Raw genomic sequence first — 15,003 nt, forward strand, 5'->3', positions numbered from 1 at the left:
CGGCGGGGTGGAGCGGGGGGTCCTCCAGGTGCTGCGCACCGCCGACGGCCGACCGGTCGGCCCGCCGGTACGCGGGGTCCGCTACTCGCACGTGGCGTGGACGCCCAAGGGCCCGCCCGCGTTCTACTACGTGCGCCGCGACGACGAGGACGGAACCCGCGGGGTGTGGCTGCGCCGGGCCGCCGACGGCACCGAGGTGTTCGTGCGGGCCTGCTCGGGGCCCGGGACCGTCCCGGGGATCACGATCCTGGGCGGGCGGCTGCTGCTGTTCACCGAGAGCCACGGCACCGGGCACCGCACCGACCTGTGGCTGGCCGACCTGGAGTCCGGCCCGCCGGAGGCGCCCGACTTCCGGCCGGTCCAGGTGGGGGTGGAGGCCGAGACCGAGGCCGCCCTGGGCCCGGACGGGCTGCTGTACCTGCGCACCACCCTGGACGCCCCCTGGCGGCGGATCTGCTCCGTGCACCCGGACCGGCCCGGGCCCGAGAACTGGCGCGAGGCGGTGCCCCAGCGGGAGGGCGAGACGCTGGACGCGTTCACCCCCTGCGGCGGCGCCGACGCCCCCGAACTGCTGGTGGTGCGCACCCGGTTGGGCATCGACTCCGCCACCGTGCACGACGCGCGCACCGGCGCGCCGCTGCGCACCGTGGACCTGCCCGGCGAGGGCATGGTGAGCGGGCCGGTCACCGCCCCCGACGGGGCGGTGTACCTGGGCTACGCCGACGTCACCGCCCAGCAGCGCGTGCTGCGCCTGGCCCCGGGCTCGGCCCGCCCGCTGCCCTGGCCCGCCGGGGCCGCCGCCCCGCCGCCCGCGCCCGAGGTGGAGCGCACCGTGCTGTGGTGCCGCTCGGCCGACGGCACCCGGGTGCCGGTCACCGTCCTGACCGCGCGCGGCACCGCGTCGGGCACCGCGTCGGAGGCCCCGCACCCCCGGTCCGCCGCGGATCGGTCGGCGGAACGGCCGCTGGAAAGACCGGCGGGCAGGTCCGCTGAACGGCCCGCCCCACGGCACGGGGAACGGCCCGCGGGATGGTCCGCGGGACGGCCGGCGGAGCGACCGACAGAACGGCCCGCGAGGCGGTCCTCGGAGTGGTCTGCGGAAAGGCCCGCCGAGCGGCCCACCGGATGGTCCGCGGAGAGGCCCGCGGAAAGGCCCGCCGAGCGACCGGCGGAGCCGCTGCCGACCCTGCTGCACGCCTACGGCGGGTTCGGCCGCCCCCGCCGGTTCGGGTTCAGCGCGACGGTGCTGGCCTGGCTGGCCTCGGGCGGGCGCTACGCGGTGGCGCACGTGCGCGGCGGCGGCGACATCGGCCGTGAATGGCACCTGGCCGGGGCCGGCCGCGGCAAGCCGCGCGCCGTGGAGGACCTGGTCGCGGCCGCCGACGCCCTGGTCGCGGCGGGCCTGTGCGTCCGCTCGGGGCTGTGCCTGTCGGGCGGTTCGGCCGGCGGGCTGCTGGTGCTGGCCGCCGCCGCGGCCCGGCCCGACCTGTGCTCGGCGGTGATCGCCTCGGCGCCGCTGGCCGACATGGCCCGGTTCGAGCGCATGGGCCTGGGGCGGATGTGGACCCGCGAGTTCGGGACCGTCGCCGACCCCGACGACTTCGCCGCCCTGATGTCCTACTCGCCCTACCACCGGGTGCTGGAGGGCGCGGTGCGCACGCCGGGGCTGAAGTACCCGAGCGTGCTGCTCACCGGGTTCGCCGGGGACACCCGGACCGACGCCGCCCACCCGCGCAAGATGTGCGCGGCGCTGCTGGCGGCGGCCCGGCCCGAGGAGGGGCGGCCACCGGCCCTGCTGCGGTACGAGCGCGACGTCGGGCACGGCCCGCGCGCGGTCGGCCGGGCGGTGGGGCTGGCCGCGGACGCGCACGCGTTCGCGGCCCACCGAACGGGACTGTCGCCGCGCCGCCCGGCGCGGGGGCGGTCCTGGTCCTAGAGGAAACCGACACGGAAAGCGAGGTGCGGCGTATGGACCCCATCGAGGTCGAGGTCGAGGAGCTGGCCGAGGTGACCTCCCGCGACATCACCGCGGGCGGCGACAGCGACGGTACCGACTCCAGTTCCGACTTCATCTGATCCCTTCCGCACCCGCCCGGCCCGGCAGCGTCCGGGCCGGGCGGGCCCCGTGGGCCCCTGATCCGTTGAAAGGCGGGAACCCCGTGACCGATCCCGGCCACCTGTTCAGTGAAGGGCTGTGCGGCGCCGTGGGCCGGGAGGCCCTGACCGCGCGGCTGTCGGAGGAGTTCGTGTTCGCCGACCTGGGCGCGGACTCGGTGCGCTCCCTGGTGACGTTCGACGACCTCAACGCCCTGCTGGCGGCGTGCGCGCCCGAGCCGCCGCGGCTGCGGCTGCACAAGGACGGCTCCCCCGTCCCGGTGGACCGGTACACCGAGGTGGGCACCGCCTCCCGGGTGACCCGCCGGGTGGTGCGGCCCGAGGCGCTGTACCGGGAGCTGCGCGCCGGGGCGAGCCTGGTGCTGGACGGGCTGGACCGGATGCACCCGCCGGTGGCGGCGGCCTCCGACGACCTGATGCGGCTGGTGCGCGAGCGCGTGCAGGCCAACATGTACCTGATCTGGGGCGAGTCGCGCGGGTTCGACACCCACTGGGACGACCACGACACGGTGATCGTACAGGTGGAGGGCACCAAGCACTGGCAGGTGCACGGCCCCGGGTCGAGGCCCCACCCGATGAAGAACGACGTGGACCACGACCACACCCCGCCCCGGAACGCCGACGGCGAACTCCAGGTGGTGTGGGAGGGGGTGCTGCGGCCCGGGCAGGTGCTGCACGTGCCCCGGGGGTGGTGGCACACGGTGACCGGGACCGGCGACGTGAGCCTGCACCTGACCTTCGGGTTCACCCGGGCGACCGGGGTGGACTGGGCCGACGCGCTGGTGCGGCGGCTGTTCGAGGAGGAGGCGTTCCGGCGGGACCTGCCGCGGTTCGCCGACCCGGACGTGCGGCACAAGCACCGGCGGGAGCTGGCGGCGCGGCTGGCGGAGCTGGCCGAGGAGGCCGACCTGGACGCGTTCCTGGCCGAGCGGGACGCGCGGTTCCCGCGGCGCACGTCGTTCTCGCTGCCCTGGCCGGTGGAGGAGGGCGCGCCGGGCCCGGACTCCCGGGTGGAGTTCGTGCCGATCCTGCCGCCGCCGCTGACCCGCGAGGACGGCGGCGCCAAGGTGGCGCTGTCGGTGGGCGGCCGCCGGTACCGGTTCCCCGCCGAGGTCGGGGACGTGCTGGAGGTGCTGGCCGAGCGGCGGTCGCTGACGGTGTCCGAACTCGCCGGGGCGGCGGGCCTGGCCCCGGAGCGGGCCGCGGAGGTGGTGGCGGTGCTGTCCCGCCATCACCTGGCGCTCATCCGCTGAGCCGTCGAGGGTGAGGGGGCGGTGCCGGGCGCGGCACCGCCCCCTCACGTGCCGGTGTCCCCCTTGGCGCGGACGTAGGCCTCGATGCCGTCGAGGATGCGCCGGATGCCGAAGTCGAGTTCGTCGGCGGGGCCGCCGAGCCGGTCCGGGTCGGGTTCGGGGGGCTCGTCCAGCACCTGCTCCCGGAGCATGCGGTCGATGGTGGGGAAGCGCTCGGCGGTGACGACCCGGCGCAGTCCCCGGCTGTAGTCGTTCTCCGCCTGGACCAGGGTGCTGCCGGTGCTCTGGGCGGCGCGGGTCATCTCGATCTCCAGGCGGATGGTGTCGCGCAGCACGGCCGAGAGCATCGTCAGTATCTGGAGCGCCTCGCCGATGTCGAGCCCGGAGGCGACCAGCTCGCGCAGGCCCGCCTCCATCCAGCGCAGGCCGTTGGGCCCGCTGGGCGGGCCGGAGAAGGCGACGAACACCGACCAGGCGTGGGCGCGGTACATCTCCAGGGCGCCGTGGCACCACTCCTCCAGCCCGGCCCGCCAGTCGCCGTCCCCGCGGGGGCCCGGCGGGACGGCGTCCATGGCGGTGTCCAGCATGAGGACGAGCATGTCCTCCTTGCTGTCCACGTGCCGGTACAGGGACATCGTGGTGTAGCCGAGCTCCTTGGCCACGCGCTGCATGGAGACCGCCTCGATGCCCTCCGCGTCGGCCACGTCGATCGCCGCGCGGACCACCGCCTCGCGGCTGAGGCGGGGTTTGGGACCGCGGCGGGCCTGCGGCGCGTCCAGCCCCCAGAGCAGCTCCACGTCCCGCGCCATCCGGCTCTTGCGCTCGTCCTCGGTCGTCATGGGCCACCAGTCGTCGGGGTCGTCGTTGACACCATCCTAGAACTGTGTATTAGTTACACTAACAAGTGTGCGACATAAACAGTTTAAGGAGTACACGACATGGCCGAGGAACCCCCCGCCGTCCGGGCCGAGGGACTGCGCAAGAACTACGGGAGGACCGCCGCCCTGGACGGCCTCGACCTGGAGGTCCCCGCCGGGACGGTCTTCGGCCTGCTGGGCCCCAACGGGGCCGGCAAGACCACAGCGGTGCGGGTGCTCGCCACCCTGCTGCGCCCCGACGCCGGACGCGCCGAGGTCGCCGGGCACGACGTCGTGCGCCACCCCGACCGGGTGCGCGCCGCCATCGGCCTGACCGGCCAGTACGCCTCCGTCGACGAGCTGCTCACCGGCCGGGAGAACCTCGTGATGTTCGCCCGCCTGTACGGCCTGGACCCGCGCGCCGCCCGCGAACGCGCCGAGGAGCTGCTGGCGCGCTTCGACCTCGCCGACGCCGCCGACCGCCGCTCGGACGGCTACTCCGGCGGCATGCGCCGCCGCCTGGACCTGGCCGTCAGCCTCATCCAGCGCCCCCGGGTGCTCTTCCTCGACGAGCCCACCACCGGCCTGGACCCGCGCAGCCGCCTGGGCGTGTGGGAGTCGGTGCGCACCCTGGTCGCGGCCGGGACCACCGTCGTGCTCACCACCCAGTACCTGGAGGAGGCCGACCGGCTCGCCGACACCGTCGCCGTCATCGACCACGGGCGCACCATCGCCGAGGGCACCCCCGACACCCTGCGCTCCCGGGTGGGCGGCGACCGCCTCGACGTGGTCGTCCGCGACCCCGCCGACCTGTCCGCCGTCGCCGGACTGCTGGGGTCCGCGCTGGACGCCCCGGCGACCGTGCACCGCGAGGAGCAGCGCATCAGCCTGCCCGCCCCCGACCGCCTGGCCGCCCTGACCGGGGCCGTGCGCGCCCTGGAGGGCGCGACCGCGGCCATCGCCGACATCGGGGTGCGCAGGCCCGGCCTCGACGAGGTGTTCCTGGCCCTGACCGGCCGCGACACCGACAGCAGCACCGGCACCACCACCGACACCGGCCACGAGACCGCCGGCCCCGTTCCGGCCTGAGCCCCTCCCTGGAGTGATCCACGATGACCACGACCCTCGGCACCCCGCCCGGCACCGCCGACGCGCCACCGCCCCCCACCGGCCCCGGCAAGGTCTGGTCGGACACCCTGGTCCTGACCCGGCGCAACCTCCTGCACATGGTGCGCAGCCCCTTCGAACCGGTCATCGCCATCGCCATGCCCGTCGTGATGGTCCTGCTGTTCGGCTTCCTCTTCGACGAGGTCATGTCCGGGCAGGGGGCCGGGAACTACCGCGAGTTCCTCATCCCGGCCATGCTGGCGATGGTCATGGTCTACGGCGTGTCCGGCAGCGCCAACGGCACCGCCCGCGACGTCTCCCGCGAGGTGATGGGCCGCTTCCGGTCCATGCCCATGTCGCCGGTGTCCCTGCTGACCGCCCGCACCGCCGCCGACATGGTGCGCGCCTGCCTGGAGGTGGCGGCGCTCGTCCCGGTCGGCCTGCTGCTGGGCTGGCGGGCCGAGAACGGGTTCGCGAACGCCGCGCTGGCGATCGCGCTGCTGCTGTTCTTCCGGCTGTCCCTGGTCTGGCTCGGGGTGCTCATGGGCCTGCTGGTGCCCGACCCCGACGCGTCGAGCATGATCGTCTACCCGCTGGCGTTCCCGCTCACCATGCTCTCCACCGCGTTCATGCCCGCCCAGGCCATGCCCTCCTGGATGGCGCCCATCGCCGAGTGGAACCCGCTGTCCGCGGTCGTCTCCACCCTGCGCGAGCTGTTCGGCAACCCGGGCGTCCCCGCCGACTCCTGGCCCGCCGACCACGCCGGGCTGCTGGCCGTGGCGATCCCCTCGGCCCTGCTCGTCCTGTGCGTCCCGCTGGCGCTGCGCCGCTTCCGTGCGCTGAGCCGCTGACCCCGCCGGGCCGCCGCACGCCGGACCCGCGAACCGACCGGGTGGTGCGCGCACCACTCCCCCACCGGGTGGGCGGCCCCGCCGCCGCGAGCGGCCGCCCACCACCCCCGCCCGGGTGGGCGCACTCTCGTGCCCGCCCTCCCCCGCGACAAGACTCGTGACCACCGCATCCGCGAAGGAGAACCGACCATGGCACCCCCCGCCCCGACCGAAACCGCCGCCCCGTGCCCCCGGCCCGCCCCGGTCCCCGTCCGCTGGTGGCAGCGGCCGTGGATCCTGCCGCTGGCCCTGTTCAGCCTCACGTTCCTCGCCTACTCGGTGCCGCCCTACTTCTCCCTGGACCCGGCCGACGCCCGCCTGCCCGTGCCGGAGACGCCCGCCTGGTACTTCCCGGCGCTGATCACGCACATCTTCGGCGGCACCCTGCTGACCCTGCTGGTGATCCTCCAGGTCTGGCCCTGGCTGCGGGCGAGGTACCCGGCGGTGCACCGCTGGAGCGGGCGGACCTACGTCCTGGCGGGGATCCCGCTGGTGGGGGTCCCGGCGCTGCTCATCGCGCCGTTCAGCTCCACCGGGTTCGACACCCAGGTCAGCAACACGATCTGGGCGGTGCTGTGGCTGACCTTCACGGTCCTGGGGTTCGTGATGGCCCGCCGCCGGAGGTTCGCCGACCACCGCGAGTGGATGCTGCGCAGCTTCGCGCTCATCTACGGCATCGCGTTCAACCGGGTGATCATCCTGTTCCTGCTGCCCTTCCTGATCCTCCAGGTGGAGGCGGGGGTCATCCCCGACGACGAGCAGGCGCTCGCCATGGCCATGGGCGCGCCGTCGAGTTTCCTGTCCTGGATCGTGCCGCTGCTGTTCGTCGAATGGTGGATCAAGTACCGTAAGCCGCGTCGGCGCCGCCGCCCGGCCACCGTCTGACCCGGTGCGGAGGGCGCGCCCGCGGCCCCGGCGCACCCCGCTTCCGGACACGACCTTGAAGCGGCCGCGACCTGCCCCTTCCCGAATCCGGGAAGGATCCCGATCACGTCGCGTGATCATTGCGGGGACACCGATCATTAGGGTAGCCTCACTTAAGAGGCGCAGACGTTCTACCCGTTCCCCCCGGTGGCCTGCGACCGCGACCCCCGGACACGACGGCTCCGCTGCGACGAAGGGCAGGTTCCACACGGTGACTCCGGTGACCCCTGATCCTCTTGAGGCTCTCCGCGACGCCTGTGCCCCGCTGCGCTTCTCCCCGCTGCCCGAGCTGCTCACCTTCGAGGAGCTGCACGAGCGCCCGCCCGGCACCGTGCAGTGGTACTCCGCCGCCGCCCTGGCCGCCGAGGGCTGGGTGCCGATCCTGTTCGACAAGCTGCGCACCGAGCACGGGCCCGGGCACCGGCTGCCCGCCGCCACCAACTTCCTCCGGGTCACCCTGCGCGAACCGATCTTCATGGTGTCGGCCTCGCTGTACCTGACCGGCCGCGCACCGCTGCTCGACCCCGACGGCCTGTACCTGCCCTGGGACACCGCCGCCGCCCGGTTCGGCACCCCGGTCTCGGCGGACACCCGCTTCGCGGTCCTGCCCGACGACCCGGCCGCCGGCCTGCCCGGCGCCGTGGTGGCGCGCGACACCGACGAGCAGGTGCGGCTGGCCGCCGAGGGCCTGTTCGCGACGTTCGAGCCCCTCATCGACGCCCTGCACGAGCACTCGCGGGCGGGCAAGCGCACCCTGTGGGGCTGGGTGCTCGACACCCTGTACTTCTACATGCTCAACCCGGCCCGCTACCTGGCCCGGGACGCCGAGGCCGCCTGGGAGCTGGCCGGGAGCCTGGCCGACGCCGTGGTGGCGGCCGGGGCGGTCACCCGCAGGCGCCCGCGGCTGTTCCCCTTCGCCCCCGGGCACCCGCAGGGCACCTGGGCGGTGCGCGGCACCTGCTGCTTCGACTACAAGGGCGATCCCGAGCACGGGTACTGCACCACGTGCCCGCTCAAGTGCGACACCGAGCGCCAGGACAGCCTGTCGGAGTGGCTGCGCGACCCGGCCCTCGCGCCCTGAAACCGGCCCCCTGGACACCGACAACGCGAAGGGCCCGGCACCGTGCGGTGCCGGGCCCTCGTGTTCCCCCGGGTCCCCGGGGTGTGTTCGACAGATCGGTCCGCCCCGCGACCGCCCGTGCCACCGGCGCGAGCGCCGGACCGGCCGAACGCACCCGCCGGACGAGCGCTACAGGACCGGGGACTCGACCGGTTCGCCGTAGTACGGCTCGAACACGACCCGGTCGGCCTCCACCAGCCCCTGCACGGTGATCACCCCGGACGCGCTCTGGCCCGGGACGAGGGTGCTCGCGTCCAGCTCGCGCGCGTCCATCCCGATCCCCTCGGCGGTGCTGTGCAACGTTCCGGAGACGTCGATGACGCTGAAGTACAGCGGGTTGACGTCCAGCGTCTCCTCGCCGGCGTTGTGCACGGACACGTCGACGCTGGTGAAGTCCCCCGACGAGTACAGCGGCCCGGGCTCGAAGTCGGTGCGCCCGGCCGTCACCTCCGCCGCGGTCGTCCCCTCCTCCTGTCCCAGGGGCCCGGAGTCGTCGGTGTCGGGCGCGCCCACCGTGGGCGAACCGCTCTGCGCCAGGACCAGGCCGATGGCGGTGCAGCCGCCGCCCACCAGCAGCAGGAGCAGCAGCACACCGCAGCCGATGCCGATGATCTTGCCCCAGGGGGTCTGCTTCTCCTGCGGCGGACCGTACCCCTGTGTCGCGCCGTGGCCGCCGGGCGGGCGCGCGGCGGTGTACCCGGACCCGTACGTGCCGGGCCGGGGCGGCGCGTGCTCCCCGTAGCCGGGCCCGGGCGGGGCCTCCCCCCGGTACGGCGGCTCGGGGTAGCTGCCCGCGCCCGCCCCGGGCACGTCCGCCTCCCCGTAGCCGGGGGCGTATCCGGCGTGCTCGTACCCGGCCTGGGCCGGGCCGCTGGGGCCCTCCGACAGCTCACCGCCCACCGGCTCGGGCGGCGCGCCCGTGGGGTGGTCGCCGGGCGGGTACCCGCCCGGCGGCGTCTGCGGTGGCGGAGGGGGCGGGGGCACCCCGGGGCCGGTGTCCGCGTCCGGGTCGCCCAGGGGCGGCGGCGCCCAGTTCGGTCCGGGCGGGGGCGGCAGGTGGCCGCCCTCCTCCGGCGGCCCCGGGTACGGCGGCGGGGCGTCGTGGCCGGGGAATTCGCCGTGGCCGGGGAAAACGTGCGGGGGCTCACCGGGCGGCCGCGGTCCGCCCTGCATCGGGTCCTCAGGGTCCCCGGGTCGCCACTCCTCCGGCGGGTGGTGGTTCACCGGGTCGCCCGGCGTCTCCTGCGGTCGCTCCTGCGGCCCTTCCTCGGGTTCCCGATCGGTCACGTGAGAACACCCCTCCAGTGGCGTCGGCCCACCGACGGGCGATGGGCGCCCCAGATCTGCACGGTAACCGCGCCGGTCCGGGGCCCGAAGAAGCCGTTGGGGCGTTTCCGGTAAAAGTCCGGAAGTTTTTCAGCGCCCGGCGCGGGCCGCCCGCAGCGCCAGCACGAACACCGGAACGGTGAACAGCGCGGCGAACAGGTTGAGGCCGCCGAAGCCCGTCTGGGCCAGGACCAGCCCGGACAGGCCGCCCGCCGCCGCCCCGCCCAGGTTCATCAGCAGGTCGCTGACGCCCTGGGCGCGCGGGCGCACGCCCACCTCCAGCGATCCGGCCAACAGCGCCGTGCCCGCCACCAGGCTGAACGACCAGCCCAGGCCCAGCAGGACCAGGCCCGCGGTCACCCGGGTCTCGTCGTGCCCGGCGGTGCCCGCGACCGCCGTCGCCGCCAGCAGGACCACCTGCCCGGCCAGCAGCACCGGGACCCGGCCCAGCCGGTCGCTGAGCCAGCCCACCACCGGGGAGAGCGCGTACATGCCCGCGATGTGCAGGGAGATGGTCAGGCCGATCACGGTCAGGGCGGCGCCGTGGTGCGACATGTGCACCGGCGTCATCGTCATGACCGCCACCATCACCGTGTGGCCCGCGACGATGCCGACCACGGCCAGCAGCGCGCCCGGGGAGGCCGCGATGACCTTCAGCGTCGTGCCCAGCGGCATCTTGGCGGGGGCCGCGGCCGCGGGGTCGGCCGAGGCGGCGGCGCGGGCGGCGGTGAGCAGCGGGTCGGGGCGCAGCAGTGCGAAGGTGAGCAGGGCGCCCAGCACGAACCCGGCGGTGGTGAACAGCACCGGGCCCAGCAGCTCGGGCAGGCCGAACAGGGCGGCGACCCGGCCGCCGGGGGCGATGAGGTTGGGGCCCAGCACCGAGCCGACGGTGGTCGCCCACACCACGATGGACAGGTCCCGGCCGCGGCTGCGGTCCGAGGCCAGGTCGGCGGCGGCGTGCCGGGCCTGGAGGTTGGTGGCGGTCCCGGCGCCGATGAGCACCATGCCGAGCAGGAACAGCGGGAAGAGGCCCCAGACGGTGGCGGCGATGACGACCAGGCCGCCGACCGCGCCCAGCCCCCAGCCCAGCGCCAGCCCGGGGCGGCGGCCGCGGCGGGCCGCCAGCGAGGCCAGCGGCAGCGCGAACACGGCGGCGCCCAGGGTGATCATGGTGGTGGCCATGCCCGACCAGGCGCCCGAACCGGTGAGCTCCAGGGCGATGAGCGCGCCCACCGCGAGCATCGCCCCCAGGCCGATACCGCCCACCACCTGGGTGAGCATGAGCACCACGACGGTGCGGCGCTGTAGGCGCAGTCGCGTCTCCTCCGGCAGGGCGCCGGGAACGATGTGGGTGGACACGCGACCTACTTCCGATTCATCCGATCAACGGGGGAATCGTAACGCCGCGTTCATATGACCCGCTATGTCTTATCACCCACGGTTCCGGACACCTCAGCGGCGGCGGTGCCGCCAGCCCAGGTAGTCGTGTTCGCGCTCCACCTGCCGCATCCCGGAGTAGAGGTCGTCGGGGTCGACGGCGCTGATCACCACCCCCTGGGCGGGGATCACCGGCCAGCAGGCGAACGCCCAGTAGCGGCGGGTGTGAACACCCCAGAACACGACCCAGGCACCCTGTTTCTGCCACTGGATGTGCTCGGCGATCCGACGCTGCTCGGCGTCCCGCTTCTCGTCCATTCCGCCCCGGGTTGTACCCGGCCCCGACCCGGCCGATCAGTCCGGAATCGGCCATGCCATAAGGGTTTTCGGCCCCTTGCCAAACACCGAGGGTGTCCGTGCTATAGCACGGACACCCTCGGGACCATCGGACGGCTAGCGGCCGGGGACGAGCTCCGGGTCGCCGGGGACCGGCTCGGCCGGGTCGGCGCCCAGGGCGACGACCCTGTTGTCCCGGTCCACGTGCACGATGTGCGGCACGTGCTCGGCGCGCTCGGCCTCGGTCAGCTGCGCGTAGGAGATGATGATGACCAGGTCGCCCGGGCTGACCAGGCGGGCGGCCGCACCGTTGATCCCGATGACGCCGCTGCCCCGCTCGCCGGTGATCGCGTAGGTGACGAGCCGGGCGCCGTTGTCGATGTCGACGATGTGGACCTGCTCGCCGTCGACGATGTCGGCGGCGTCCAGCAGGTCGGCGTCGATGGTCACCGAGCCGACGTAGTGCAGGTCGGCCTGGGTGACGGTGGCGCGGTGGATCTTGCCGTTGATGAGGGTGCGCAGCACTGCTCGATCCTCGTTTCAGGTTTCTTGCGGACTACAGGCCCCTCTCGGGGTCCCGTGCCCCTCCATGATGGACTCCGCCCCGGCCGCTTTCGACCACGGGGTGCCCATCGCGCGCAACGCCCCTTTCGGGACGTCTGTTCCGCCGCCCCGCCCGTCACCGCCCGGCCCGTCCACCGCTCCCGTCACCGCACCGCCCCGGGCGCGTGCGCCTCCTCCGGCAGCTCGTCCGGGTCCAGCGCCCCGGTCATCACCGCGACCGCGTCCGACATGGAGCAGCCCGCCGGGTCCAGGACGGCGATGCGCCGCCCCAGCCGCTGCACGTGGACCCGGTCGGCGATCTCGAACACGTGCGGCATGTTGTGGCTGATGAGGATGACCGGCAGCCCGTGGTCACGGACCCGCAGGATGAGGTCGAGCACCGCCCGCGACTCGCGCACGCCCAGGGCGGCGGTCGGCTCGTCCATGATGACGACCTTGTCGCCGAACGCGGCCGCCCGCGCCACCGCCACCGCCTGCCGCTGGCCCCCGGAGAGGGTCTCCACCGCCTGGTTGGGGTTCTGGATGGTCATGATGCCCAGCTCGTCCAGGTGCCGGGCCGCCTCGGCCCGCATCCTGGGCCGGTCGAGCATCCGCAGCACCGACCCCAGCACCCCGGGCCGGCGCAGCTCCCGGCCCAGGAACAGGTTGGTGGCGATGTCCAGGGACGGGGCCAGCGCCAGGCTCTGGTGCACGGTCTCGATGCCCGCCGCGCGGGCCGCGATCGGGGTGGGCAGGCGCACCGGGAACCCGTCGATGAGGATCTCCCCCTCGTCGGGCACCAGTGCCCCCGACAGCGCCTTGATCAGGCTGGACTTGCCCGCGCCGTTGTCGCCGATGACCGCGAGGATCTCCCCCGGGTACAGCTCCAGGTCGGCCCCGGCCAGGGCGGTCACCCGGCCGTAGCGCTTGACCAGGCCCCGGGCCTGGAGCACCGGCTCGCGGTCGAGGCGGCGGGCGGGCGCGGTGTCCTCCACGTGCGGGTTCATCGCCGGGCCTTCCTGATCCACTGGTCGAGGGACACGGCGAGGATCACCAGGACGCCCACCGCGAAGTTCTGCCACAGCACGTCCACCCCGGCCAGGGACAGGCCGTTGCGGCACACGCCGACGATGAGCGCGCCCATGATCGTGCCGACGATCATGCCGCGCCCGCCGAACAGGCTGGTGCCGCCCAGGACGACGGCGGTGATGCTGTCGAGGTTGTCCATCACCCCGGCCTGCGGGCTGGCCGAGGCGATACGGCCGATGAGGATCCACGCGCCGACCGCGTAGATGAGCCCGGCGACCGCGTACACGCTGAGCAGGACCCGGTCGGTGCGGATGCCCGACAGCCGGGCCGACTCCCGGTCGTCGCCCACGGCGTAGACGTGGCGGCCCCACCGGGTGGCGTGCAGCGCGTAGACCAGCACGGCGAGCACGGCCAGCATGATCAGCGAGCCGTAGGTGATGCGGGCGCCGCCGACCACCAGGACCCGGCCGGTCCACATCAGGACGTCGGACATGTCGGTGCCGCGGACCGTCTCGCTGCGCGAGATCCACAGGTTCAGGGCGAAGAAGATGTTGAGCGAGCCCAGGGTGACGATGAACGGGGGCAGCTTGACCCGGGTCACCAGCAGCCCGTTGAACAGGCCGCAGGCGGTGCCGCACACCAGGCCGGCGAGCAGGGCCGCCGGCCCGGGCAGGCCCAGGTCGGCGGAGAGGCGGCCCATGACCATCGAGCACAGGACCATGATCGAGCCCACCGACAGGTCGATGCCCGCGGTGAGGATGATCAGGGTCTGGCCCAGGGCCAGGGTGCCGATGACGGCGGTCTGCTGGAGGATCAGCGAGATGTTGGCCGGCCCCAGGAAGTTGGGGCTGAGCACGGCGAACACGGCGACGGCCACGATCAGGACGGCGGCCGGGCCCAGGGTGGCCTGGGAGTGCAGAACACGCTGGAGGTGGTCCAGGGGCCCGGGCGGCCGCACGTCGTCGATGGCCGGCGGCGCGGGGGCGGGAGGCGGTGTGGTCACGGTGGTCTGTTCTTCCTTCACGGTCGCCCGGGTCAGCCCCAGCAGTTGTCCAGGCCCCAGGCGGTGTCCTGCGACTCCACCCCGTCCTCGGGCTCGTCGGTGATGAGCCGCACGCCGGTGTCGACGAAGTCCAGGCCCTCGGTGGGCTCGGGCACCGTGCCGTCGGCGGCGTAGGCGGCGACGGCCTCCACGCCCAGGGCGGCCATGTCGAGCGGGAACTGCATGGCGGTGGCGCCGATGACGCCGTCGGCGACGTTCTGCACGCCCGGGCAGCCGCCGTCGACCGAGACGATCACCACGTCCTCCTCCACACCGGCGGCCTTGAGCGCCTCGTAGGCGCCCGCGGCGGCGGGTTCGTTGATCGTGTAGACGAGGTTGAGGTCGGGGTCGCGCTGGAGGAGGTTCTCCATGGCGGTGCGGCCGCCCTCCTCGGCGCCCTCGGTGACCTCGTGGCCGACCACGCGCGGGTCGTCCTCGTCACCGATCCGCCCCGGGTCGGCGATGTCCACGCCCAGGCCCTGGAGGAAGCCCTGGTCGCGGCCGACGTCGACGGCGATCTGGTTGGGGTTGAGGTCGAGCATGGCCACGCGCGGCTCCTCGCCGAGCTCCTCGAAGTGCGCGGCGGCCCACTGCCCGATGAGCTCCCCGGCGAGGAAGTTGTCGGTGGCGAAGGTGGCGTCGACCGCGTCGGCGGGGTCGACCGGGGTGTCCAGGGCGATGACCATGATCCCGGCGGCGCGGGCCTGGTCCAGGACCGGCACGATGGCGGCGGAGTCGTTGGGGGTGATGAGGATGCCCTGCGCCCCGGCGGCGATGAGGTTCTCCACCGCGGTGACCTGGCTCTCATTGTCGCCGTCGTACTTGCCCGCGTAGGTCTGGAGGGTGACGCCGTGCTCGTCGGCGGCGGCCCGGGCGCCCTCGGCCATCTTGACGAAGAACGGGTTGGTGTCGGTCTTGGTGATGAGGCCGACCAGGACCCCGCCGTCCCCGCCGCCGCCCTCCTCGGCGCAGGCGGCGAGGGAGAACGTGAGGCCGAGCCCGGCGGTGGCGGCCAGGGCCCGGCGGGTCCAGAGCGTGCGGTTCATGGGGGGTCTTCTCCTCGTGCGGCGCGTGGGCGCGGATC

14 protein-coding genes are annotated in these 15,003 nt (G+C 74.3%); 6 read left to right on the forward strand and 8 right to left on the reverse strand.

Going from position 1 to position 15,003, the window contains the following annotated elements; all coding sequences use genetic code 11:
* Positions 1-1,936 (forward strand): prolyl oligopeptidase family serine peptidase (locus tag ACJOT3_RS08500; RefSeq protein WP_406970599.1); only part of this gene is annotated, 1,936 nt, incomplete at its 5' end.
* A 223-nt stretch (positions 1,937-2,159) separates the two neighbouring features.
* Complete coding sequence (locus ACJOT3_RS08505; protein WP_406970601.1) at positions 2,160-3,368, forward strand: cupin domain-containing protein; 1,209 nt, start codon at positions 2,160-2,162, stop codon at positions 3,366-3,368.
* A 44-nt stretch (positions 3,369-3,412) separates the two neighbouring features.
* Here ACJOT3_RS08505 and ACJOT3_RS08510 read toward each other — a convergent pair whose 3' ends face one another.
* Positions 3,413-4,207: a TetR/AcrR family transcriptional regulator gene (locus ACJOT3_RS08510; protein WP_406970603.1), complete on the reverse strand. Its 795-nt coding sequence runs from the start codon at positions 4,205-4,207 to the stop codon at positions 3,413-3,415.
* 99 nt (positions 4,208-4,306) lie between these two features.
* Here ACJOT3_RS08510 and ACJOT3_RS08515 point away from each other — a divergent pair, with 99 nt between their 5' ends.
* From ACJOT3_RS08515 to ACJOT3_RS08530, 4 genes are all read left to right on the forward strand, one after another.
* Positions 4,307-5,314: an ATP-binding cassette domain-containing protein gene (locus ACJOT3_RS08515; protein WP_406970605.1), complete on the forward strand. Its 1,008-nt coding sequence runs from the start codon at positions 4,307-4,309 to the stop codon at positions 5,312-5,314.
* 23 nt (positions 5,315-5,337) lie between these two features.
* Positions 5,338-6,183 (forward strand): ABC transporter permease, encoded by an 846-nt coding sequence (locus tag ACJOT3_RS08520; RefSeq protein ID WP_406970607.1) that lies wholly within the window; start codon positions 5,338-5,340, stop codon positions 6,181-6,183.
* A gap of 189 nt (positions 6,184-6,372) precedes the next feature.
* The gene (locus ACJOT3_RS08525; RefSeq protein ID WP_406970609.1) at positions 6,373-7,107 is read left to right on the forward strand and encodes a DUF2306 domain-containing protein; all 735 of its coding nucleotides are present in this window, start codon (positions 6,373-6,375) and stop codon (positions 7,105-7,107) included.
* 259 nt (positions 7,108-7,366) lie between these two features.
* Positions 7,367-8,227 (forward strand): (2Fe-2S)-binding protein, encoded by an 861-nt coding sequence (locus ACJOT3_RS08530; protein WP_406970611.1) that lies wholly within the window; start codon positions 7,367-7,369, stop codon positions 8,225-8,227.
* A gap of 168 nt (positions 8,228-8,395) precedes the next feature.
* On the opposite strand, the gene ACJOT3_RS08535 is transcribed toward ACJOT3_RS08530, so the two are convergent.
* The 7 genes from ACJOT3_RS08535 to ACJOT3_RS08565 form a co-directional block, all read right to left on the reverse strand.
* Positions 8,396-9,553 (reverse strand): DUF4352 domain-containing protein, encoded by a 1,158-nt coding sequence (locus tag ACJOT3_RS08535; protein WP_406970613.1) that lies wholly within the window; start codon positions 9,551-9,553, stop codon positions 8,396-8,398.
* A 129-nt stretch (positions 9,554-9,682) separates the two neighbouring features.
* Positions 9,683-10,951 (reverse strand): MFS transporter, encoded by a 1,269-nt coding sequence (locus tag ACJOT3_RS08540; RefSeq protein WP_406970615.1) that lies wholly within the window; start codon positions 10,949-10,951, stop codon positions 9,683-9,685.
* Positions 10,952-11,044: 93 nt separating this feature from the next.
* Positions 11,045-11,287 (reverse strand): hypothetical protein, encoded by a 243-nt coding sequence (locus ACJOT3_RS08545; RefSeq protein WP_406970617.1) that lies wholly within the window; start codon positions 11,285-11,287, stop codon positions 11,045-11,047.
* 135 nt (positions 11,288-11,422) lie between these two features.
* Positions 11,423-11,830 (reverse strand): aspartate 1-decarboxylase, encoded by a 408-nt coding sequence (gene panD, locus ACJOT3_RS08550; protein ID WP_406970619.1) that lies wholly within the window; start codon positions 11,828-11,830, stop codon positions 11,423-11,425.
* Between the two features lie 182 nt (positions 11,831-12,012).
* Positions 12,013-12,855 (reverse strand): ATP-binding cassette domain-containing protein, encoded by an 843-nt coding sequence (locus ACJOT3_RS08555; RefSeq protein WP_406970621.1) that lies wholly within the window; start codon positions 12,853-12,855, stop codon positions 12,013-12,015.
* The gene (locus ACJOT3_RS08560; protein WP_406970623.1) at positions 12,852-13,880 is read right to left on the reverse strand and encodes an ABC transporter permease; all 1,029 of its coding nucleotides are present in this window, start codon (positions 13,878-13,880) and stop codon (positions 12,852-12,854) included. Before ACJOT3_RS08560 ends, ACJOT3_RS08555 begins: the two co-directional genes overlap by 4 nt.
* Positions 13,881-13,912: 32 nt before the next feature.
* Positions 13,913-14,965, reverse strand: coding sequence for a sugar ABC transporter substrate-binding protein (locus ACJOT3_RS08565; protein ID WP_406970625.1), 1,053 nt, complete (start codon positions 14,963-14,965; stop codon positions 13,913-13,915).
* Positions 14,966-15,003 lie beyond the last annotated feature (38 nt).

It is taken from the genome of Nocardiopsis protaetiae (assembly GCF_045446735.1).
GTDB lineage: Bacteria > Actinomycetota > Actinomycetes > Streptosporangiales > Streptosporangiaceae > Nocardiopsis > Nocardiopsis protaetiae.